Origin of the sequence: Bariatricus sp. SGI.161 (assembly GCF_050313695.1) — a bacterium.
In the GTDB taxonomy this organism is placed as follows: domain Bacteria; phylum Bacillota; class Clostridia; order Lachnospirales; family Lachnospiraceae; genus JAFBIX01.
Map to the genome: position 1 here is coordinate 79,864 of NZ_JBNPLX010000005.1, position 20,548 is coordinate 100,411.

The window sequence follows — 20,548 nt, forward strand, 5'->3', positions numbered from 1 at the left end:
ACTTGAAATTCTAACGAATTTCAAGTTTTTTGTTATTTGAAAAAGGTATAAACTCTTTTTAGAGATTAAGATGGGAGGTTGTGATCCTCCCATCTTTATTTGAAAATATAACATTTCTATTCTGTTTCCACAATCTGAAGGCCCAGTTCATCCAACTGCTCCTGTGCAACTGTTGTCGGGGCCTCTGTCATCAGATCAGATGCGTCCTTTACCTTCGGGAATGCAATGACATCACGGATGCTGTCCTGCTTAGCCATCAGCATGACCAGTCTGTCAAGACCATAAGCCAGCCCTGCATGTGGCGGAACACCGTATTTGAACGCAGTTAACAGGAAGCCAAACTGCTCCTGAGCCTGCTCCGGTGTAAATCCAAGCACTTCGAACATCTTGCTCTGAACCTCAGGATTGAAGATTCTAACACTTCCACCGCCGATCTCATTTCCATTCAGGGTAATATCATAAGCTTTTGCACGTACACGTCCCGGATCAGTGTCAATGTATGGAAGGTCTTCTTCCATCGGCATTGTAAATGGATGGTGCATTGCCGTATAGCGATTCTGCTCTTCGTTCCACTCTAACAATGGGAACTCTGTGATCCACAGGAATTTGTACTCATTCTTGTCTAACAGATCCATCTGACGTGCAAGCTCCAGACGAAGCGCACCAAGAACATCCCATACGACTTTATTTTTATCTGCCGCAAAGAGTAACAAATCTCCATTTTCTCCGTCCATAGCATCGATCAGAGCTGTCATCTCTTCTTCTTTCATGAATTTGGCAAAAGATGATTTGACTGTTCCATCTGACTGAATTGCAATATAAGCAAGTCCTTTTGCGCCATAATCCTTCGCAAAGGATACCAGTTTATCAATCTTCTTACGCGGCATCTCGCCTTGTCCTTTAGCGTTAATACCACGAACTGTTCCGCCATTTTCAATAGCACCTTTGAATACAACGAATTCACAGTCCTTTACTACCTCTGTAACGTTGGTAAGTTCCATGCCAAAGCGGACATCCGGCTTATCAGAACCATAGCGATCCATCGCTTCCTGCCAGGTCATTCGTGGAATCGGAAGAGATACTTCTATCCCAAGTACTTCTTTGAACAACTTTGCAAGCAGCCTTTCATTGACATCGATAACATCATCCACATCCACAAAAGACAGCTCCATATCAATCTGCGTAAATTCCGGCTGGCGGTCTGCACGTAAGTCCTCATCGCGGAAACACTTTGCCAGCTGGAAGTAACGGTCATATCCAGAACACATCAGCAGCTGCTTAAAAAGCTGCGGTGACTGTGGCAGCGCATAAAAATGTCCCTGATGTACACGGCTTGGCACCAGATAATCTCTGGCTCCTTCCGGAGTACTTCCGATCAGTACCGGGGTCTCGATCTCTAAGAAGCCTTCATCTGCCAGGAACTGACGAGTCAGTGTTGCAACTTTACTTCTCATCATTAAGTTGCGCTGAAGATCCGGCCTTCTCAAATCCAGATATCTGTATTTCAGACGTACTTCTTCTTTTGTCTTGGAATTCTCTTCAATTGGGAACGGCGGCGTCTCAGACTCCGAAAGAATCCGAAGCTCTTCCGGAATGATCTCAATCTCTCCGGTTGCCAGGTTCTCATTTACTGCACCAGAACGTTTTTCTACTTTACCAACAACAGCTACAACGAACTCAGCACGAAGCTTTGCTGCTTTTTCGATCAGCGCAGCTTCTGCCTTTCCTTCTTCGAATACCACCTGAATAATTCCAGAACGGTCTCTTACATCTACAAATACCAGCCCGCCTTTGTTACGGTTCTTCTGTACCCATCCCATAATAGTGACTGTCTCACCAATATTGGCGCTGGATAATTCTCCACATCTATGGGTTCTCTTTAACCCTTGCATTGACTCTGCCATAGTCTTTATCTCCTTTTTCATCCTTCAGGATATATTTATATATTTTCCACGGAATCAGCATAACAGTCGATGATCTCTTCATAACCGTCTGCCGTCAGCTGTTCTTTCTGGAATTTCTTATTCTTCTTCATGTTCACGATCAGCACCTGTCTGCCTGCTTCTCTGTCTGCTTTTGCAAGTGATAATACCTTTAACAAGCCTTCTTTTGGCATATTTTTCTCCAGAAGATAAGCCTTCTTACTTCCTTTTTTCGGAACTTCATATCCATTTTCCAGAAGCAGCATAACGATTCTCTCAAATCCAATCGAGAAACCACAGGCCGGTGTATCCTGACCGGTGAATTTACCGATCATTTTATCATACCGTCCTCCGCCTGCAACAGAACCTCCGAAGTCGTCCATCGTTACTTCAAAAATAGTACCGGTATAATAGGATTGACCTCTTACCAGGGTCGGATCGAACTTAATGTTAAATTCACATTCTTTTGCAGCTTCTACACTTGAGATGATCATTTCCATGCCGTCTGCTGTCTGATCAGAAAGATCATCCCCTAACTTCTCCTTCAGATAACGGATTCCTTCCACATTTGGAGCTACTTCATCAAAAAGCTGAAGATAGGTCTCTACATTTTCCTTCGTATATCCCATCTCTTGAAGCTCTGCAGCTACTCCTTCTGCACCAATCTTATCCATCTTATCCAGAATAATGAAAACCTCATCGTAATCTTCTTCTTTAAATCCACTGTATGCAGCCATTGCTTTTAAGATATTTCGGTCATTGATACATACCGTAAAATTATGAAAGTTCAATTTGCCAAGCATCGCTGTTGTCGCCAGAATCAGCTCTATTTCTGCAAGATTTCCCGGCTCTCCCAAAATATCTATATCACATTGCATGAACTGACGAAAACGTCCCTTTTGCGGACGGTCTGCTCTCCATACGTTACCAATCTGTAAGGCTTTGAATGGAGCCGGCAGCTCGTTCGAATGGTTGGCATAATATCTTGCAAGAGGCACCGTCAGGTCATAACGCAGTCCGCCATCTACCAGATCATTCTCCTCTTTAGCCTCATCGATCTTCAGCTTCTCGCCGCGCTTCAGAATCTTAAAAATCAACTTCTCATTATCTCCGCCCTGCTTACTGCACAGGTTTTCAATATGCTCCACGCATGGAGTCTCCATAGAGGTAAACCCATAGGTCTTATAAGTATCCTTGATCAGCTGAATCACATAATCACGGATCTCCATCTCCTTGGGAAGCATGTCCTTCATCCCGGTGACCGGTTTCTTCTTTAATGCCATAACCATTCTCCTTTTCGCTCTATCATCTCGTCGATACGTTCAATGTAAGCATCGATCGCTTTCACATTCTCTACCCTTATCAGTCGGGTCATCTTCTTCTTTTTGCTGCCCGGGACCAAGATCGCCTCCGGTAATACAATCTTCGTCGATGCACCTGCACCTGCAGCAATTATGGATTGTTTTTCCTCCATAATAAGTATATTGTATATTCCGGCTTTGTCAACCTTTGCATAACCAACATTTTCGAAATTTCCTGCAATATTCTTCTGCCGGTACAGATAATATGGCACCAGATCCATTCGTTTTGCTGCCTCCGAAGCTTCTAAGATCATACCAGAAAGTGTCCGGGATATCTTCTGTGTATCCTGTTCCAGATCTTTTAATTCCATCTTGGCTGCACGTTTGATTGCAAGTGAATGGACGGTCAGGCTGTCTGGGGCAAGGCGTTCAATCTGCCTCAGAGTATCTTGCATATCTCCCATATCTTCTCCCGGCAGTCCGGCAATAATGTCCATATTAATATTGTCGAAGCCAATTTCCCTTGCCAGGTGATATGCTTCTATAATCTCTTCTACACTGTGCTTTCTGCCGATCGCTTCCAGCGTCTTTTGCTGCATACTCTGCGGATTAATTGAGATACGGGTAATTCCATGTTTTTTGATCACTTCTAATTTTTCGCGAGTAATACTATCCGGTCTTCCGGCTTCTACCGTATATTCCAGCAGATATTCTCTGGAAAAATATTCATCGATACAATCAAGTAAACGATCCATCTGTGAAGCACTCAGCGTTGTTGGCGTTCCACCACCTATGTAAATACTATTCAGCTTTTTGCCTGCCGATCTTTTTCCAATAAAACGAAGCTCTTTGCACAGTGCCTGCAGATAATCTTCTACCCGGTGTTCCCACTCTGCCAATGCACCAGAACTGAAAGAACAATAGGTACAGACAGACGGACAAAATGGAATCCCTACATAAAGGCTATATCCATCTTGATAGTCCAGTCTTTGCAACAGTTCTCTCTCCCTCTCTGCAATCTTCCAAGACAATTCTGCCTTCTGGCGGCTTACTTTACAATCATCCATGAACCATGGTACAAAAGTCTCTTGATTCCAGCCTTCTTCCAGTTTATTCATTGCTATCTTCGTAGGGCGCACTCCAGTCAGAATTCCCCATGCAAGTGTATGTCCCGTTACATCTGCCAATTTTTGATAAATAAAGGTATCGATCCGATATTTCACTTCTTTTTCCGATAGTTCTTCTGATATATAATCTGCATCCACAACAATCATACTACCATCCTGAAGCAATACCGTTACATAATTAGAGGCTTTTTCCTCCACCTGACTGACAACATCTTCAGACGGATAAAAAGCCTTTATCATATGATACACATTATAAATATACGCTTCACTTCTACATATAATCTGAATCATTCCAATACTCCAATCTATATATATGGATTATATTTTCTTTCATGACCAATCGTTGTCTCTCCCATATGTCCCGGATATACATGTGTATCATCTGGAAGGAGCATCAACTTTTCGCGAATAGATCGAATCAGATCCGAAGTACTGCTATTCTGAAAATCTGTACGTCCCACTGAATTCTGGAACAACGTATCTCCACTGAACAATACGCCTTCTGATTCCACATAATAACAGCATCCACCTCTGGTATGCCCCGGAGTATGAATTACCTGAAAATCATATCCCGCATACGTAAGCACCTGATTATCTTTCATATAATGTGCTCCAGAAAATGTGTAACCGGATGTATAGGTGGATGACAGATTCAACTCTGGCTGATTCATCACATCCTCATCGTCTTCATGAACATACACTGGAACATCATATTCGGCCAGGAATCCATCAATTCCCATCATATGGTCAAAATGTCCATGAGTCAAAAGAATCGCTTCAATTTTAAGCCCTTCTGATCTGATATGTTTCATCAGATAGGACGGACTGGCAGCCGGATCAATTACAACTGCCTGTCGTGTCTCTTCATTGATTGCCAAATAACAATTAGTGCTAATAATTCCTGTAACAAATCTCTCAACTTTCATCTTATGATTAACCTGTCGCCCTTTCAATATCAATAATTCCTTCTATCTGACGGAGTTTCTTCACGACTCTTTCCAATTCTTCTCTGCTGTGCACGATAAAGCCGGTTTCAATCGTTGCAGTTCCCTGCTTACTGGTCCGTACATTCAAGGACTTCACATCTACGTTATTCTCTGTAAAGATTTTGGACATCTCCATCAACAGTCCTTGTCTGTCACGGGCATACATCTTGATATCTGCCAGATACTGTCCTCCATCTTTCTCTGCTACATCACTTTCCCATTCTGCATCAATCAATCTGGCACGCTCTGCTTCTGTCAGATGAATCATATTGACACAATCTGTTCGATGAATGGAAAGTCCTCTTCCTCGTGTGACAAATCCTACGATTTCATCTCCCGGCACCGGATTACAGCATCTGGAGAAACGCACAGCCACATCATCAATTCCTTTGACGACAATTCCGCTCTTAGACTTGGCTATATGGACCTTATTTTTTGCTGCCTCAGCAACTTTTTCCATAACAACCTCATCCGTGAGCTCTTGCTTATGCTCTTTACTGTATTCTTCTACCAGTCGATTAACGACCTGACCTTCTTTTAACCCCCCATGACCAATTGCTGCCAAAACAGAGTCCCAATCCTTAAAACCATATTTTTTCTGCACAATCTCTTGATATCTTGGATTGAGAATATTGCTTGGATTGATCGTTTTCGCCTTACAGTAGGCCGCAATCATTTCTTTTCCCTTTATAATATTACTTTCTTTGAATTCCTTTTTAAACCACTGATTAATTTTATTTTTCGCTTGTGTACTCTTAACAACATTCAGCCAGTCACGGCTTGGTCCTTTAGAATTCTGAGAAGTCAGTATCTCTATTCTGTCTCCGTTCTGTATCTTGTAATCAATATTTACAAGCTTACCGTTCACTCTGGCGCCAACCATCTTATTGCCGACAGCACTATGAATCGCGTATGCGAAATCAATCGGTGTAGAACCATTCGGCAAGTTCTTCACATCTCCCTGTGGAGTGAAACAATAGACATCTTCTGCAAACAGATCCAGGTCACCTTTGATCAGATTCATGAATTCCCGATTATCCGACATATCGCGCTGCCATTCCAGAATCTGTCTCAGCCAGCTTAGTTTTTCTTCTTCCTGCGCCTCAACACTCTTCTTACCATCATTAGATTCCTTATATTTCCAGTGGGCCGCAATACCATATTCAGCGGTCTTATGCATTTCTTCCGTACGAATCTGAATCTCAAAAGGCTGACCGACCGAACTCATTAATGTTGTATGCAAAGACTGATACATATTCGGCTTCGGCATCGCAATATAGTCTTTAAAGCGTCCTGGAATCGGCGTATACATCTCATGGATCACACCCAGGGCTGCATAACAATCCTTTACAGACTCAACAATAATACGGACTGCGAACAGATCATAGATCTGATCCACCGTTTTATCCTGATTCACCATTTTTTTATAGATGCTGAAGAAATGCTTTACCCTGCCATTTACTTCCGCCTTAATATTAGCATTCTTCATATGTTCAGATACTTCATCAACGATCTGCTGAACGAACTCTTCTCGTTCTGTCTTTCTGGCATTAATCTGCTTTACGAGATCAAAAAACACCTCTGGTTGGGAATATTTCAGTGCCAGATCATCCAATTCTGTCTTTATCTTAGATATACCAAGACGCTGGGCAATAGGCGCATAGATATCCATCGTCTCTTTGGCTTTCTCTTTCTGCTTTTCAGGCTTCATGAATTGCAATGTCCGCATATTATGAAGACGGTCGGCCAGTTTAATAATAATGACACGAATATCTTTTGCCATAGCAAGGAACATCTTACGCAGATTTTCAGCTTGTACATCCAGTTTATCAGAAGAATAAGACAAACGTCCTAACTTTGTGACACCATCCACCAAAAGCGCCACTTCATCTCCGAATTCTCTTCTGATATCTTCTTCACTAACATCCGTATCTTCCACCACATCATGAAGCATTCCTGATACAATCGTCTCTTTATCCATCTCCAGATCTGCCAGAATAATAGCGACCCAAAGTGGATGTACGATATAAGGTTCTCCCGACTTACGTCGCTGACTGCCATGTGCCTTAGATGCCAGACGGTAAGCCTTCTCAATCATTGAGACATCTGTTGACGGGTGATACTTACGGATACGGGCAATTAACATGTCATACAAACGATCCGGATCTTCGTAATCGCCTGGTGCTTTTACCGCATGACCATCAACAATCTCAAGTCCTTTCGCATTATCCTCCATAACAGATTCTGTCGCGATTCGACCATCGATAGCCTCATAGGTTGTTGTCTTTGACATATTAACGCCTCCTTCCTGTCTTATATTTTTCGTTCGTATTATTTTCCTGGATATGCAATTACAGATTCAACATCATATCCTTTTAATCTTTCCCGGCCTTTTAGACCCTTTAATTCCATCAAAAATACCGTTTTGACAACTTCTCCGCCAAGACCTTCCACCAACTTTACCATAGCCTCATTGGTACCGCCTGTCGCAATCAAATCATCAATGATGACTACTTTCTGTCCTGGCTTGATTGCATCGCGATGCATCTCAAGTTCCGCCGTGCCATATTCCAGGTCATATCTGATTGAAACCGTCTCACATGGAAGTTTTCCCTTTTTTCGAATCGGAATAAATGGTTTATGCAGATTATATGCAATCGGCACTCCGAAAATAAATCCTCTGGATTCAGGCCCAACAATCACGTCAAACTCTACATCCTTCAACTTCTCCTGCATAAGATCTATCGCAAGATGAAGCCCGTCAGCATCCTGAAGCACACTGGTCACATCTCTAAATATAATTCCCGGTTCTGGAAAATCCGGAATACTTCTTACGTACTCTTCAATCGGTTTCATAACAATCTCTCCATTCTATTAAAATACAATCCTAAGTATAGCATTAGTTTATGCGATTTTCAAATAAATCTGCTGTTTTCCTGCTATTTCTTAGGGTTTTTCAATGTTTTTTGACAACGAAAATGCGTAATAACAATCTGAGGTGTCTTCTTCCCCATATACTCATTCATTCCAGGATAATAGGTAAGCATCAGAATGATATGATTCTTTTTGCCAGCCAACATCGACTCAACTTCAAAAACACCATAGTTTTCCTCAAGTTCTGATAAGAACTGATCTATATGCTGAAAATACATAGCTTCTATTTGAGTACCGGCAGAATCTTGTACCTGAAGTTTTAGTACATTTTTATTTTTTCCAAGAATTTTCCCACTTAGAATTTCTACACTCTTTGCCGCAAATACTGGTTTTGTATTCCCTTTTCCAAATGGTTCCAACAATGACAGTTCCTGGACTAGCTCTTCTGTCACACAGGAAAACGGCATCTCCATGTCAATCACTACTTTTTCTGCCAGATCCTCTTCTTGAAGTGTACAGTTAGCATTTAACATATACCGTAATCTTTCAATATTTTCTTTTTCCAATGACAGACCTGCTGCCAGTTTATGTCCTCCATATCTGGTCAGCAGCTTCTGACATTTACTTAACTCCTCATACATAGAATAAGCTTCGATCGATCTTCCCGAACCTTTGATTCCTTCTTCCGCATCAGTCAATACAAACACTGGTTTATAGTAAATCTCGCGAATACGTCCAGCCACAATTCCAGCAATACTTTCATGGCATCCCGGCAGATAGATGACTAGAACTTTATCCTGTCCCACAGCCGTTGTCTCTACCAGCTCTATCGCCTGCTTTACCGCCGCATTCGTCAGATCTTTTCGGCTGTCATTCAATGCTTTTAATTCTCCTGCCAGTATGTCCGCTTCTTTTTTATCTTTTGCACGCAAGAGTTTTAACGCCCGCTTTGCCGTATCTAGCCTGCCGCTTGCATTCAGGCATGGCCCCAGAACAAATCCAATATGATAAGCCCGAATCTGATCTTTTTGAACACCAGTACACTCCATCAAAGAGCGCAGTCCCTGGTTACGAGTTCTTCCCAACATTTGCAGTCCTTCTTTTACCAGAATACGATTTTCTCCTTCCAGATCCATAACATCACCTACTGTTGCAATAGCAGCATTTTCAATCAGATCATCCAGATCATCTACATCTCTTCCCATAGATTCGCAAAGCGCCTCCACAAGCTTGTAAGCAATCGCTGCTCCACACAAGCCCTTAAAAGGATATTCACAGCCCGGTTGCTTGGGATCAATGACCGCATCTGCCAGCGGAAGACGATACGTTTTCCTTCCATCATCCTCACAATATGGCACCTCATGGTGATCCGTCACTATAATGGTCATTCCCAACTGCTTCCCATATGCGATTTCATCCGCTGCCGCAATTCCGTTATCACAGGTAACGATGGTATCTATCCCATCATCATACGCACGTTCGATCAGATCAATATTCAGCCCATACCCGTCTGTTATTCGATTTGGAATATCGCAATCCACATCCGCCCCCAGACGCTCCAGACCTTCCAACAGAATATAAGAAGCATTGATTCCATCAATATCATAATCTCCTATGACGCGAAGCTTCTGTTGTCCTGCAATCTTTTCTCTCAGGATATCCAAAGCTTTATCCATATCTTTCATCAGCATACCGTCATACAGATCCGTAATCGTTCCATTAAGATATTGATGGATTTCTTCTTCACCTATAATATCTCTGTTCCGGATCAGACAGGCAAGCCTTGGACTAATATGGTATTTTTTTCCAATCGCTTCAAAATCTGCACCTTTTCTCAAAAGTACCCATCTTTCCATCTTTCATCCCACTCCAAATAAAACTTCTTATAGAAAAAAGCAGCCATGTCATCTCTGATTCTATAAATCAGATAACAATGGCTGCTTCATCATCTCATACTATTTTTTCTTATTGCTATTCTTGGAAGTCTGTTTTTTGCCCAACTTCGTTCTCATTACATACCAGAGTGCTCCTGTAATACATACAGAAGAATATGCTCCACAGATAATACCAACCATAAGCGGTGCTGCAAACTCACGAATAGAACTTACTCCCATAACAAACAGAATCGCTACCATTACGAAAGTTGTCAAAGAAGTATAAATACTTCTTGTAAGTGTCTGGGTAATACTCTTATTAACAACTTCTGAAAGCTCTGTCGTCTTGGACTGATAATGAAGTTCCTCACGAATACGGTCGAATATAACGATTGTTGCATTGATAGAGTAACCTACGATCGTCAGCATACATGCAATAAATGTATTACCTACAGAGATTCTTGCCACTGCATAGAATCCAAGAACAATCAAAACGTCATGAAGCAATGCAAAGATCGCACTGGCCGCAAATCGAATATCCTTAAATCTGAACCAGATATACAGGAGCATGAAGATCGTAGCAACGATTACTGCTATGATTGCATCCTGACGCATCTCATTACTTACAGTAGAACTAATATTCTCAGCAGAGATCTTCGACTCATCAACCTGGAAATTATCTACCATTGCCTGATTCAAAGCTTCACGCTGATCCAATTCCAAAGTCACGGTCTTGATCACAACCTGATTGGTACCGGCTACCTTCTGAGTCTGTACATTGTGATCTCCAGTAACCTCTTCTACGATTGGAACAATCTTCTCATCAATCTCTTCAATCGAATAATCTTCGTTAAATGTTACATTCGTAGAAGTACCACCTTCGAATTCCAGACTGTATGCAAATGCTCCATTTCCTCTGGATGAATTAACACCCATGACTGCAAATCCACCAATGATGAGTACCAAAGAAATTACAAAGAACACTTTCTTCTTACCCAGGAAATTGATTGGCGTTCTTTCTTTCTTCGGACGATAATACAATTTTTCATTGCGAAGTCCAACAGCATAGAATGCATATACGATCATTCTTGTAATCACTAATGCAGTGAACATAGATACAATAATACCGATCGCCAGAGTCTGTGCAAATCCTTTTACTGTACCAGAACCTTTTAACCACAGAACTGCTGCTGCAATCAATGTAGTCACGTTACCATCCACAATTGCAGACATCGCTTTCTGGAATCCGGTCTTCAGAGAATTCTTCACACTCTTTCCGCGTGTCATTTCCTCACGCACACGGGCAAATATAATAACATTTGCATCCACAGCCATACCAATACCAAGGATGATACCTGCAATACCTGGTAAAGTCAACGTAATGTTAAATGCATTTAATATAAGTAATACAAGTTCTGTATAAATGATCAGTGCCAGACCAGCAGCAAGACCTGGTAAATAATATACAAAGATCATGAATATGAATACAATTGCCAGACCAATCGCTCCTGCTTTCACGCTTGTGCTGATTGCCTGTTCTCCCAACTGCGCTCCGACTACGTTGGAACGTAATTCTTCCAGTTCCAGCTTCAGTCCACCGATACGAATCGTAGAAGCAAGATTATCTGCCTCTTCGTATGTGAAGTTTCCTGTGATATATGCCTGTCCTCCAGTGATTGCTTCATTGACTCTCGGGCTGCTGATAACTTCACCATCATAAATGATGGAAATCTGCTTTCCAACATTGGCCTCTGTAGCTTCCGCAAACTTTTCTGCACCTTCATCTGTCAGATCCAGTTCTACAGAGTACTCTTTATTCCCCATATCATCCTGTCCTGACTGCGCAGACGCTGTCTTTACATCAGAACCCGTAATAACCGTCTCTCCATCCTGGGTCTGAAATTCCAGTGAACCCGGTTTTCCCAGCTCATCCAGAATCGCGTTGGCGTCTGTAACTCCGGGAATCTCGACATTAATTCTGTCATCACCTTCCTGATATACACTTACCTCTGTACTATACTGCTCTACACGTTTTTGAAGTTTATAGATGGTATCACTCATCTCTTCTTCTGTCGGATTGTCATCTTTTACCTGATAAGTAATGCTGACACCACCTTTAAGGTCCAGACCAAGCTTAATATTCTTCATTGCACCCGTTCCGGTCTCTCCGAAACCAACCAGCACTGTGAATCCAAGCAATACGACCAATACAGCGGTCAGAATCAGGCTCAGTATGCCTTTGTTCTTCTTCATGATTTACTTCCTTTCTGCTTCTTCTGCCTTGATTTCTACTATTCTTCTGCCAACGCTGCTTTTATCATAATCGCGCATTCTACACGTTTCCGCTGCATCTCACACCCGATATCATATGTATCGTGGATCGTACCGTGGAAATTATAAGAATTCGCCATACAGCCACCGCTGCAATAGAATTTCGCGAAACAATCTCTGCACTTATCTTTGGAATATACGTTACAACTACGAAAATCATCTGCAATTTCCGGCCTGACAATGCCATCATCCACATTTCCCATCAAGAACTCTTCCTGTCCTACAAATTGATGGCAAGGATACAGATCTCCCCACGGAGTAACGGCAAGATATTCCGTTCCCGAACCACATCCTGACAGTCTCTTTGCCACACATGGTCCACCGTCTAAGTCTATCATAAAATGAAAGAAATTAAAACCTTTTCCTTCCTTTTCACGTTCAATCATGATCTTTGCAAGTTTATCATATTCTTCTTTAATAATCGGAACATCCTCTTCGCGGATTGCATAAGGATCACTTTCCTCTCCGACAACAGGTTCAATAGACATCTGCTTAAATCCAAGATCTGCAAAATGGAGAATATCATTGGAGAAGTCCAGATTATTCCGGGTAAATGTTCCTCGTATGTAATATTTTTCCTGATTCCTGCTTTCTGCCAGCTTTTGAAACTTCGGAACAATAAGATCATAGCTTCCGGTTCCGTTGCGGAACGGACGCATCTGATCATTGATTTCTTTTCTTCCATCCAGACTTAAGACCACATTATCCATCTCTTTATTTACAAAGTCCTGTACTTCGTCATTCAGTAATACCCCATTCGTAGTCAATGTGAAACGAAAATGCTTGTTATGAATCTTCTCCTGCTCTCTTCCATAGGCAACCAGATCTTTGACCACCTGCCAGTTCATAAGTGGTTCTCCACCGAAGAAATCCACTTCCAAATTGTGTCGGTTCCCTGAATTAGCGATCAAAAAGTCAAATGCCTTTTTCCCGACTTCATAAGACATCAGAGCACGCCTGCCATGATACTCTCCTTCTTCTGCGAAGCAATACTTGCAGGCCAGATTACAGTCATGTGCAATGTGAAGACAAAGTGCTTTTACGACCGTTTTCCGCTTCTTGACTTCCTCAATCATACACTCATAGGTGTCTTTTACAAATAGCTGTCCCGCTTCCGTCAATTCCATGACATCTTCCAGTGCATCACCAATCTCTTTTTCTTCATATTTGTCTCCAAGCTTTTGATGCAGCATGGACAAAACAGAATCTTCTTTTAACGTCTCTACTGTATGATCTTTATTGATTTCGTTTAATTCTGCGATCACATCATAACATAGATCATCTACTACATGAACTGCGCCACTGTAGACATCCATCACGATATTATAGCCATTATTCTTATACTGATGAATCAAGGCTGTATACCCCTTTCACTTTTTTGTATACAACGAAAAACAGCGACCCTAAAGACCGCTGTCTCGAGCATTCCATATACTTCAAAATTATTTTTTCTGTTCGCAAGTCTGATTTCCTACGGTACAGGAAGTCTTACATGCTGACTGGCAAGATGTCTGGCATTCGCCACATCCGCTCTTCTTCATGTTATTGTTCATAGTCTGTTTATTTAATGTCTTTACATGTTTCATGTTTACATTCCTCCTTAAACTTTGCTTAACTTATGTTATTATAGCATTTCATACTCATTTTCGCAATCATTTTATCAGGCTGTTAAGGCTTTAATTTCGTTATTACGATATCATACCTCCAACCATTCCTCCACCAGCACATAAGATAAATGTAGTAATCAGGCTGCCTCCATTTCCATTCAAAGTATGATACACACCTAATGTAATCAGCAGAAGGAGTGCAAAATATCCAATCCCCAGTCCCAATCCCCACACAAATCGCCTTGTCTTGGCATACTTTCCGATCATGATTCCTCCGATCAAAGTCGCCACAACATAAATTGCTATAATAGCTGCTGATACCATCTTCTCATTTAATTCAAACTTATAAAGTGCCGCTGCAAGCAATACAAGAAGTATACCTGTAATAACGTATGAAGCCAGCAATGACTTCAGCACCCACATAACTTTAGAATCTTTTTGAAACTGTCTCTCCATTCCATCCCTCCTTGTCTAACACAAGGTATGATGGAAAGCTTACGTTTATTCCTCTATTGTTCCATCTGACTTCCCAAAAAACCAGCCGCACAGGATGCCAGCTTCTGCTCTAACTCCTGCAGCTTTTTCTTCACATCTTTTGACAGAAGAATCACTCCTCCAATAATATCTCCTTCACAGATAATCGGACTGATTATTTCATAGATGAATTCTTCCTCAGGGTTATCTGTAATGGGAATATATTTTTTATCTGCAGCTGTTGCTGTCAATTGTGTTCTCGCACTTAATTGCTTCTCCAGCTGATGGCTGATATATTTATCCTGTAATTCTTTCTTGCCGGCACCGGATGCTGCAATAATCTGATCCATATCACAGACACAGACCAGACATCCTACCGTCTGCGCCAGACTCTCCGCATACTGTCTGGCAAATGTAGATAACTCACCTATCGGAGAATATTTTTTCAGAATAATCTCACCCTCTCGATCCGTAAAAATCTCCAGCGGATCTCCTTCACGGATTCTTAAAGTTCTTCGTATTTCTTTGGGAATGACCACTCTTCCAAGGTCATCGATTCTTCGTACGATTCCTGTAGCTTTCATATAATAAATTCCTCCATTTACTGTACTAACGATTTCCAGAATTAGTATCTGTAAATGGAAGAATTTTATACTACGTTTATACGACCACTCTCATACAAATATATCTCTTTTCATTGATATTCTCTGTACTTACAAAAATATCTCCTTGATATTTTTTAATGAGCATCTTGGCATTATATAACCCCAGTCCATGTTTTCTATCACCACTTTTGGTTGAATAACCTTTCTCAAAAAAGCGGTCGATATTCTTCATCCTGATATCATTAATCTGATTTTTGATAATAAAAACCAACCGATCATCTTCGGAATCCAGTTCCATCATAACCTGATTCAATTCTTCTGTGCAGGCTTCATAAGCATTGTCTACTAATGTGCCTACTATTTCAATCAAATGATGCTCTGAAATCCCTGAAATAATCTCCAGGCTCTTGACTTCTACTTCCGTCTTTACATAAGAAGGAGACCGAACAATCTTGCTGTACAAAAATCCCGCAAGCACTTTATCACTGATTCTTAAAAGTGGAAGATACTGCCGGCTGTCATCATCCTTAATCACTTCTGTAATATATTCTGACTGCCGTTCTACCAGTTCCTCATAATTATCGACTGTCAGATGCATATTCAATATCGCATTCAGATGATTATCAAATTCATGCTGCTTTGCCCGGATCTCTTTCACCAGTTCCTCCAGAGGCTGTACATAATGTTGATACAGCTTAAGCTCTGTCTCCTTCTTCTGCATAAGAATATAATTCTTACGCCAGTCAGCAATTCCCCAGAACACAATCACTACCATCAGAAGAAACATAATAAAGATTCTGTAGTCAAAGGTTCCGCTGATCAAAAAATCTACCACCAGATATACGGACACCAACAATGCAAGCACACAAAAAATCCTATATAAAAACTTTTTTATCCAATCAACCACTGATCAGCCTCCCAATCTCCGACTTATACGTCACTCCTATCTCCACGATATCTTCACAGTCTTTTATCTTGACAATTCGATTGACCGTGTCAAAATACTCCACCTTTCTTCGATTCACTGCAAACATCCGATGACACTGCAGAAACATATCCGCCGGAACTTTTTGTAAGATTTGTTTTAAAGTAACATATGGTACATTCCAGTTCTCATTCTTCATGTGAAGACAGATTCCCCTTGGAATCGCTTCTATATAACAGATATCTTCGCATAGGACCTGATAATTGATGCCGTCTTTTTTCACGACAACCATCGGACGCTCCTCATGCTTCTCTCTTTCCAGCACCTTTTGAACCACTTCTTTGACCTGTTCCGGCCGAAACGGCTTCATAATGTACTGATAACAATGTAATTCCCGATAAGCCTGCATCTCCATGGCTCCTATTGCTGTGACCATCACAACCGGGGTAAAGGTATAACGGAACTGCTCTCGCAATTCCCTGGCAAAGAGGATACCGCCGATATCTTCATGAGCATTGCCATTTAGATTCACATCCAACAAAAACAACCTATATGTCCAATCCATATCTAACAGTTTTTTCGCTTCCCGATAAGAGGAGGCAGTATGTACACAAAGATCTTCCGAGTACTCTGTAAGAATCCTTTTCAAAGCTTCCAGTGAAGCCTTGTCATCTTCCAGAATTAATACATGCGTCATTGCACTGCCTCCTCTCGCTTTTCCATATCTGTATATATTCTGCTTTATTCTGCTATAATCTCTTTGGCACTTTTCGCCAGTCCCGCAAGACTTTGAATCTCAGACGGAATAATGATCTTTGTTGCTTTTCCATCTGCAGCCTTTTCAAAAGCTTCCAGACTCTTCATCGTAAGAACCGCTTCATCTGCTCCTGCTTCCTTCAGGAAACGAATACCATCTGCATTAGCCTGCTGCACTTTCAGGATTGCTTCTGCCTCACCTTCTGCCTGACGGATCATGGCTTCCTTCTGTGCTTCCGCACGTAAGATAGCAGCCTGCTTCTCTGCCTCTGCATCCAGAATTGCAGATTCCTTATGTCCTTCTGCTACCAGAATCGTAGACTTCTTCTCACCTTCAGCACGAAGGATTGCCTCCCGTCGTTCACGTTCTGCTTTCATCTGCTTCTCCATCGCATCCTGAATTGCTGCCGGAGGAATGATATTCTTCAATTCTACGCGGTTCACCTTGATTCCCCACGGATCTGTCGCTTCATCAAGAGATGCCCTCATCTTCGTATTGATCGTCTCTCTTGAGGTCAGCGTCTGATCCAGCTCCAGATCCCCAATAATATTACGCAACGTAGTTGCCGTCAGATTCTCGATCGCCATAATCGGATTCGCCACTCCATAGCAGAACATCTTCGGATCTGTAATCTGATAGAATACGACCGTATCGATCCGCATTGTTACATTATCTTTTGTAATCACTGGCTGCGGAGCAAAATCAACAACCTGCTCCTTCAGATCTACCTTTCTTGCCACCCGGTCAATGATCGGAACTTTAAAGTGAAGGCCTGTACTCCACGTTGCCTGATAAGCTCCCAGACGTTCCACTACCACCGCTCTTGCCTGCGGCACAATCTTGATACAGGAAATCAGCAAAATCAAAAAAACTAAAATAATAACTACTGCCGCAATAAACCCCAAAGTCAACATATTCTATTCCTCCTCATACTTTTTTACAATTAATTTTACTCCTGAAATATTGATCACTTTTGCCAGCGTCTCCGGCTCCAGAATCTGTGCATCATCATCCGCACGAACCGTCCACTCCTGTCCATTCACCGTTGCCTTTCCGGTCTGATGGAGATTATCTACTCTCTCCGTAATCCGGATCGTCTTACCAATGATTCCTTCATAATTCGTCTTCTCATGCTGCGTGTTGATAAACTTCATTGCAAACGGCCTTGTAAAATATAACAGTACAAAGGTTACCACGAAGAATATTACGATCTGCCACATCAGGGAAATACCAAGAATACTGAATATAAGTGCAACCAATGCACCTCCAGCCGCCCAGATACTGGTCAGCCCTACTGTGATGATCTCAACAATCAGCAAAAGAATCAGAAGTCCCAGCCAGGCAATCGTAACATAATTGTCCTGTATGAACATATACTCCTCACTTCCTTTCTTGTTGACTACATCCTACCAAAATGCAGCAGTCTCAGCAATAGTTCCTGCGTGAATGAAGTGATTTCATGTCTGAATGATTACTTAGAGAGCTGAATCGTCTTAAAACAATACACACTCACATGAATTCCCCATAAGATTGAGATCAGCACACATGCAAAAACACCCGTTCCTGCAAATTCAATTGCCAGAAATGCAAACAGCCACACAATCATAAATGCAATATTGGTCACTTTAAATGCTGAATATGCCGCCTGATATACCTGCATCTTCTCCGCCTCATCGCAGCTGTCCATCCATTTACTCTGAAAACGAATATCATAAACACTTCCCTTTTTCTCCGGATTCATCTCTTTAGACAGATCCACCACTTTCTGTTGTATCCATATACTTATGAATACATTTACCATGAATACAACCGCCAGTATTAATTCATTCCGTACCCCTGTCATATCTTCCGGTCTCAGATCCACTCCCAAAGCAAACAAAAGAAAGCTGATGACCTGATTCAGGCTGAGTGCCCACAATGCATAATTCAGCTTAATATCTATCTGATTCGGAATCTCCTCCTCTTCCCCATCCCATTCTCGAAGCAACACACGGCTCTTTCGATACATGGCAAACGCAAAGATATTGAATATCACAGCCTCCGCCGCCAGAAGATACGGTGCCAACATCGTTACCTTCTGCGTCATTGCCCCAGCTGCCCGTTGAATTCCTGTTGTCCCCAGGAAAACCATCAATATCCCGAGTATGGCGCCCACCACCCCGCTGACAATAACAATCGGAATAAACCACTTTCTCGCTCTTCTATTCTCCTGACTGATCTCTTCTTTTCTACTCATCATCTTAATCTTCCTCCTCATACCAGAAAATATCTTCTACCTGTACTTCAAATACCTTTGCAATCTTTAATGCCAGCGTCACTGATGGAGAATAATCCCCTCGTTCGATCTGGCTGATGGTCTGTCTGGAAACTCCAGACAGGCGTCCCATCTCCTGCTGATTCACACCAATTCTGGCCCTGTATTCTTTTAAACGATTATATAAAGGCACATAATCACCTCCATGCATTATATTGAAAGCTTTCTTTGTCATTTTGACAATTATCCTTGTCATCAAGAGCATAGCATATGACAACTATACTTGTCAACAAGAAATAACTGAATTTTGCTGAATTTAAAAAAGGCCGAGTCAGTTTATCACTGATTCGACCTTCTATCTCTCATTATACTCTAGTATTCCATAATCTTGTCCGTATACTCCCGGATAATTTTTGCCGACTCTTTAAACCGAGTCAATTCCTGACTGCTCATGTGGATCTCCAGCACATCCGAAGCCCCTGTGCGATTCAGGACAACCGGCACTCCACAATAGACATCTTTTTCTCCATATTCTCCTTCCAGTAATGTTGAGACCGGAATAATTCTGTTCTCATCGTGTAAGATTGCCTTGATCACTCCGACTGCGGTAGTTGCCACTCCATAATAAGTTGTTCCTTTTCTGTTCAGGATCTCCCAGCCTTCCTGTGCAGTCTTAACTACCAGATTGTCCAGATCCACATCACCAACCAGATCTGGATTATCACGGATAATATCATAGAATGGTTTCCCTGCGACCATAACAGCTGACCACGGTACCATCTGTGAATCTCCATGCTCTCCCATCGAAAATGCATGGACACTTCTTGGATCTACATGAATCAGCTCTCCGATAAAGTTCTTAAGCCTCGAAGAATCCAATGCTGTTCCTGTTCCAATGACTTGATTCTTTGGAAGACCTGACAGACGCTGTACATAATGTGCTATGATATCTACCGGATTAGAGATGATCAGGAAGATCCCGTCAAATCCACTTTCCATAATCGGACTTACGATAGACTTTGTAATCTTCGCCGACGCTTCCAACGTATCCAGCCTTGTCTGCCCCTGTCTTGGCGGCGCACCTGCCGTAATCACAATAATATCCGCATCTTTGCAATCTTTATAATCACCTACATACACTTTGGTATTCCGGTTCAGATATTCCACACAATCTTTTAGATCCAGTACCTCTCCAAGAGCCTTTTCCTTATTAATGTCCACCATCATAATCTCATCGCAGACACCCTGCGTCAAAAGACTGAACGCCGTGGACGAGCCGACCAGACCAGTCCCTACTATTACCACTTTACTTTTGTTTGTTGTCATTTAAAAACCCCCATTTCATATAATATCGTTTCCATTTGTGTCCCAAAAATACCACCAGAATCTGTCCACTGACAGCTTCTTCAATACACAGGCACAAAAAAAGCAAAGTACTCTCATTGAGACTCCTTTGCCTTTACTTAAATTCATGATAGTCTTTTCGGCCATCACTGTCAATATCCAATTCC

General features: G+C 41.9%; 19 protein-coding genes. All 19 read right to left on the reverse strand.

The annotated features are described in order from the left end of the window. Positions 1-116 precede the first annotated feature (116 nt). The gene (gene aspS / locus ACQRBH_RS04445; protein ID WP_427761006.1) at positions 117-1,904 is read right to left on the reverse strand and encodes an aspartate--tRNA ligase; all 1,788 of its coding nucleotides are present in this window, start codon (positions 1,902-1,904) and stop codon (positions 117-119) included. Positions 1,905-1,939: 35 nt separating this feature from the next. Beyond that, positions 1,940-3,211 (reverse strand): histidine--tRNA ligase, encoded by a 1,272-nt coding sequence (gene hisS / locus ACQRBH_RS04450; RefSeq protein WP_427743583.1) that lies wholly within the window; start codon positions 3,209-3,211, stop codon positions 1,940-1,942. Then, on the reverse strand, positions 3,196-4,641 hold the full coding sequence (gene hemZ, locus ACQRBH_RS04455; protein WP_427743585.1) for a coproporphyrinogen dehydrogenase HemZ: 1,446 nt from the start codon (positions 4,639-4,641) through the stop codon (positions 3,196-3,198). Before hemZ ends, hisS begins: the two co-directional genes overlap by 16 nt. A gap of 14 nt (positions 4,642-4,655) precedes the next feature. Next, positions 4,656-5,276, reverse strand: a complete 621-nt coding sequence (locus ACQRBH_RS04460) for an MBL fold metallo-hydrolase (RefSeq protein WP_347376023.1) — start codon at positions 5,274-5,276, stop codon at positions 4,656-4,658. 7 nt (positions 5,277-5,283) lie between these two features. Next, the gene (locus ACQRBH_RS04465) at positions 5,284-7,629 is read right to left on the reverse strand and encodes a RelA/SpoT family protein (RefSeq protein WP_427743588.1); all 2,346 of its coding nucleotides are present in this window, start codon (positions 7,627-7,629) and stop codon (positions 5,284-5,286) included. A 38-nt stretch (positions 7,630-7,667) separates the two neighbouring features. After that, positions 7,668-8,192, reverse strand: a complete 525-nt coding sequence (locus ACQRBH_RS04470) for an adenine phosphoribosyltransferase (RefSeq protein ID WP_235232030.1) — start codon at positions 8,190-8,192, stop codon at positions 7,668-7,670. An 83-nt stretch (positions 8,193-8,275) separates the two neighbouring features. After that, a complete protein-coding gene (gene recJ, locus ACQRBH_RS04475) occupies positions 8,276-10,066 on the reverse strand; it encodes a single-stranded-DNA-specific exonuclease RecJ (RefSeq protein WP_427761007.1) in 1,791 nt (596 codons plus the stop codon). 99 nt (positions 10,067-10,165) lie between these two features. Continuing rightward, positions 10,166-12,337 carry a protein translocase subunit SecD gene (gene secD, locus ACQRBH_RS04480; RefSeq protein WP_427743591.1) on the reverse strand — a complete coding sequence of 724 codons (2,172 nt, stop codon included), beginning with the start codon at positions 12,335-12,337 and terminating at the stop codon, positions 10,166-10,168. Positions 12,338-12,375: 38 nt separating this feature from the next. Further along, positions 12,376-13,770: a thioether cross-link-forming SCIFF peptide maturase gene (gene scfB, locus ACQRBH_RS04485; protein WP_427761008.1), complete on the reverse strand. Its 1,395-nt coding sequence runs from the start codon at positions 13,768-13,770 to the stop codon at positions 12,376-12,378. 87 nt (positions 13,771-13,857) lie between these two features. Then, the gene (gene scfA / locus ACQRBH_RS04490) at positions 13,858-14,001 is read right to left on the reverse strand and encodes a six-cysteine ranthipeptide SCIFF (protein WP_235232026.1); all 144 of its coding nucleotides are present in this window, start codon (positions 13,999-14,001) and stop codon (positions 13,858-13,860) included. A gap of 102 nt (positions 14,002-14,103) precedes the next feature. Then, entirely contained in the window at positions 14,104-14,478 is a 375-nt protein-coding gene (locus ACQRBH_RS04495; protein WP_427743595.1) for a TIGR04086 family membrane protein, read from the reverse strand. 53 nt (positions 14,479-14,531) lie between these two features. Further along, complete coding sequence (gene spoVT / locus ACQRBH_RS04500; protein ID WP_427761009.1) at positions 14,532-15,080, reverse strand: stage V sporulation protein T; 549 nt, start codon at positions 15,078-15,080, stop codon at positions 14,532-14,534. Positions 15,081-15,156: 76 nt separating this feature from the next. After that, complete coding sequence (locus ACQRBH_RS04505) at positions 15,157-16,008, reverse strand: sensor histidine kinase (RefSeq protein WP_427743596.1); 852 nt, start codon at positions 16,006-16,008, stop codon at positions 15,157-15,159. Continuing rightward, entirely contained in the window at positions 16,001-16,723 is a 723-nt protein-coding gene (locus ACQRBH_RS04510; RefSeq protein WP_235232022.1) for a LytR/AlgR family response regulator transcription factor, read from the reverse strand. The genes ACQRBH_RS04505 and ACQRBH_RS04510 overlap by 8 nt, the downstream gene beginning before the upstream one ends. 44 nt (positions 16,724-16,767) lie before the next feature. Then, positions 16,768-17,697 (reverse strand): SPFH domain-containing protein, encoded by a 930-nt coding sequence (locus tag ACQRBH_RS04515; RefSeq protein WP_427743598.1) that lies wholly within the window; start codon positions 17,695-17,697, stop codon positions 16,768-16,770. A 3-nt stretch (positions 17,698-17,700) separates the two neighbouring features. Next, on the reverse strand, positions 17,701-18,156 hold the full coding sequence (locus tag ACQRBH_RS04520) for an NfeD family protein (protein ID WP_427743600.1): 456 nt from the start codon (positions 18,154-18,156) through the stop codon (positions 17,701-17,703). Positions 18,157-18,254: 98 nt separating this feature from the next. Further along, positions 18,255-19,022 (reverse strand): DUF3169 family protein, encoded by a 768-nt coding sequence (locus tag ACQRBH_RS04525; RefSeq protein WP_427761010.1) that lies wholly within the window; start codon positions 19,020-19,022, stop codon positions 18,255-18,257. Position 19,023: 1 nt separating this feature from the next. Further along, positions 19,024-19,230: a helix-turn-helix transcriptional regulator gene (locus ACQRBH_RS04530; protein ID WP_235232111.1), complete on the reverse strand. Its 207-nt coding sequence runs from the start codon at positions 19,228-19,230 to the stop codon at positions 19,024-19,026. Between the two features lie 179 nt (positions 19,231-19,409). Continuing rightward, complete coding sequence (locus ACQRBH_RS04535; protein WP_235232018.1) at positions 19,410-20,363, reverse strand: L-lactate dehydrogenase; 954 nt, start codon at positions 20,361-20,363, stop codon at positions 19,410-19,412. Positions 20,364-20,548: the final 185 nt, after the last annotated feature.

Excerpts from the sequence above, each read along its gene's own strand:
- aspS (WP_427761006.1), bottom strand. The coding sequence starts at position 1,904 with ATGGCAGAGTCAATGCAAGGGTTAAAGAGAACCCATAGATGTGGAGAA.
- hisS (WP_427743583.1), bottom strand. The coding sequence starts at position 3,211 with ATGGTTATGGCATTAAAGAAGAAACCGGTCACCGGGATGAAGGACATG.
- hemZ (WP_427743585.1), bottom strand. The coding sequence starts at position 4,641 with ATGATTCAGATTATATGTAGAAGTGAAGCGTATATTTATAATGTGTAT.
- ACQRBH_RS04460 (WP_347376023.1), bottom strand. The coding sequence starts at position 5,276 with ATGAAAGTTGAGAGATTTGTTACAGGAATTATTAGCACTAATTGTTAT.
- ACQRBH_RS04465 (WP_427743588.1), bottom strand. The coding sequence starts at position 7,629 with ATGTCAAAGACAACAACCTATGAGGCTATCGATGGTCGAATCGCGACA.
- ACQRBH_RS04470 (WP_235232030.1), bottom strand. The coding sequence starts at position 8,192 with ATGAAACCGATTGAAGAGTACGTAAGAAGTATTCCGGATTTTCCAGAA.
- recJ (WP_427761007.1), bottom strand. The coding sequence starts at position 10,066 with ATGGAAAGATGGGTACTTTTGAGAAAAGGTGCAGATTTTGAAGCGATT.
- secD (WP_427743591.1), bottom strand. The coding sequence starts at position 12,337 with ATGAAGAAGAACAAAGGCATACTGAGCCTGATTCTGACCGCTGTATTG.
- scfA (WP_235232026.1), bottom strand. The coding sequence starts at position 14,001 with ATGAAACATGTAAAGACATTAAATAAACAGACTATGAACAATAACATG.
- ACQRBH_RS04495 (WP_427743595.1), bottom strand. The coding sequence starts at position 14,478 with ATGGAGAGACAGTTTCAAAAAGATTCTAAAGTTATGTGGGTGCTGAAG.
- spoVT (WP_427761009.1), bottom strand. The coding sequence starts at position 15,080 with ATGAAAGCTACAGGAATCGTACGAAGAATCGATGACCTTGGAAGAGTG.
- ACQRBH_RS04510 (WP_235232022.1), bottom strand. The coding sequence starts at position 16,723 with ATGACGCATGTATTAATTCTGGAAGATGACAAGGCTTCACTGGAAGCT.
- ACQRBH_RS04515 (WP_427743598.1), bottom strand. The coding sequence starts at position 17,697 with ATGTTGACTTTGGGGTTTATTGCGGCAGTAGTTATTATTTTAGTTTTT.
- ACQRBH_RS04520 (WP_427743600.1), bottom strand. The coding sequence starts at position 18,156 with ATGTTCATACAGGACAATTATGTTACGATTGCCTGGCTGGGACTTCTG.
- ACQRBH_RS04525 (WP_427761010.1), bottom strand. The coding sequence starts at position 19,022 with ATGATGAGTAGAAAAGAAGAGATCAGTCAGGAGAATAGAAGAGCGAGA.
- ACQRBH_RS04535 (WP_235232018.1), bottom strand. The coding sequence starts at position 20,363 with ATGACAACAAACAAAAGTAAAGTGGTAATAGTAGGGACTGGTCTGGTC.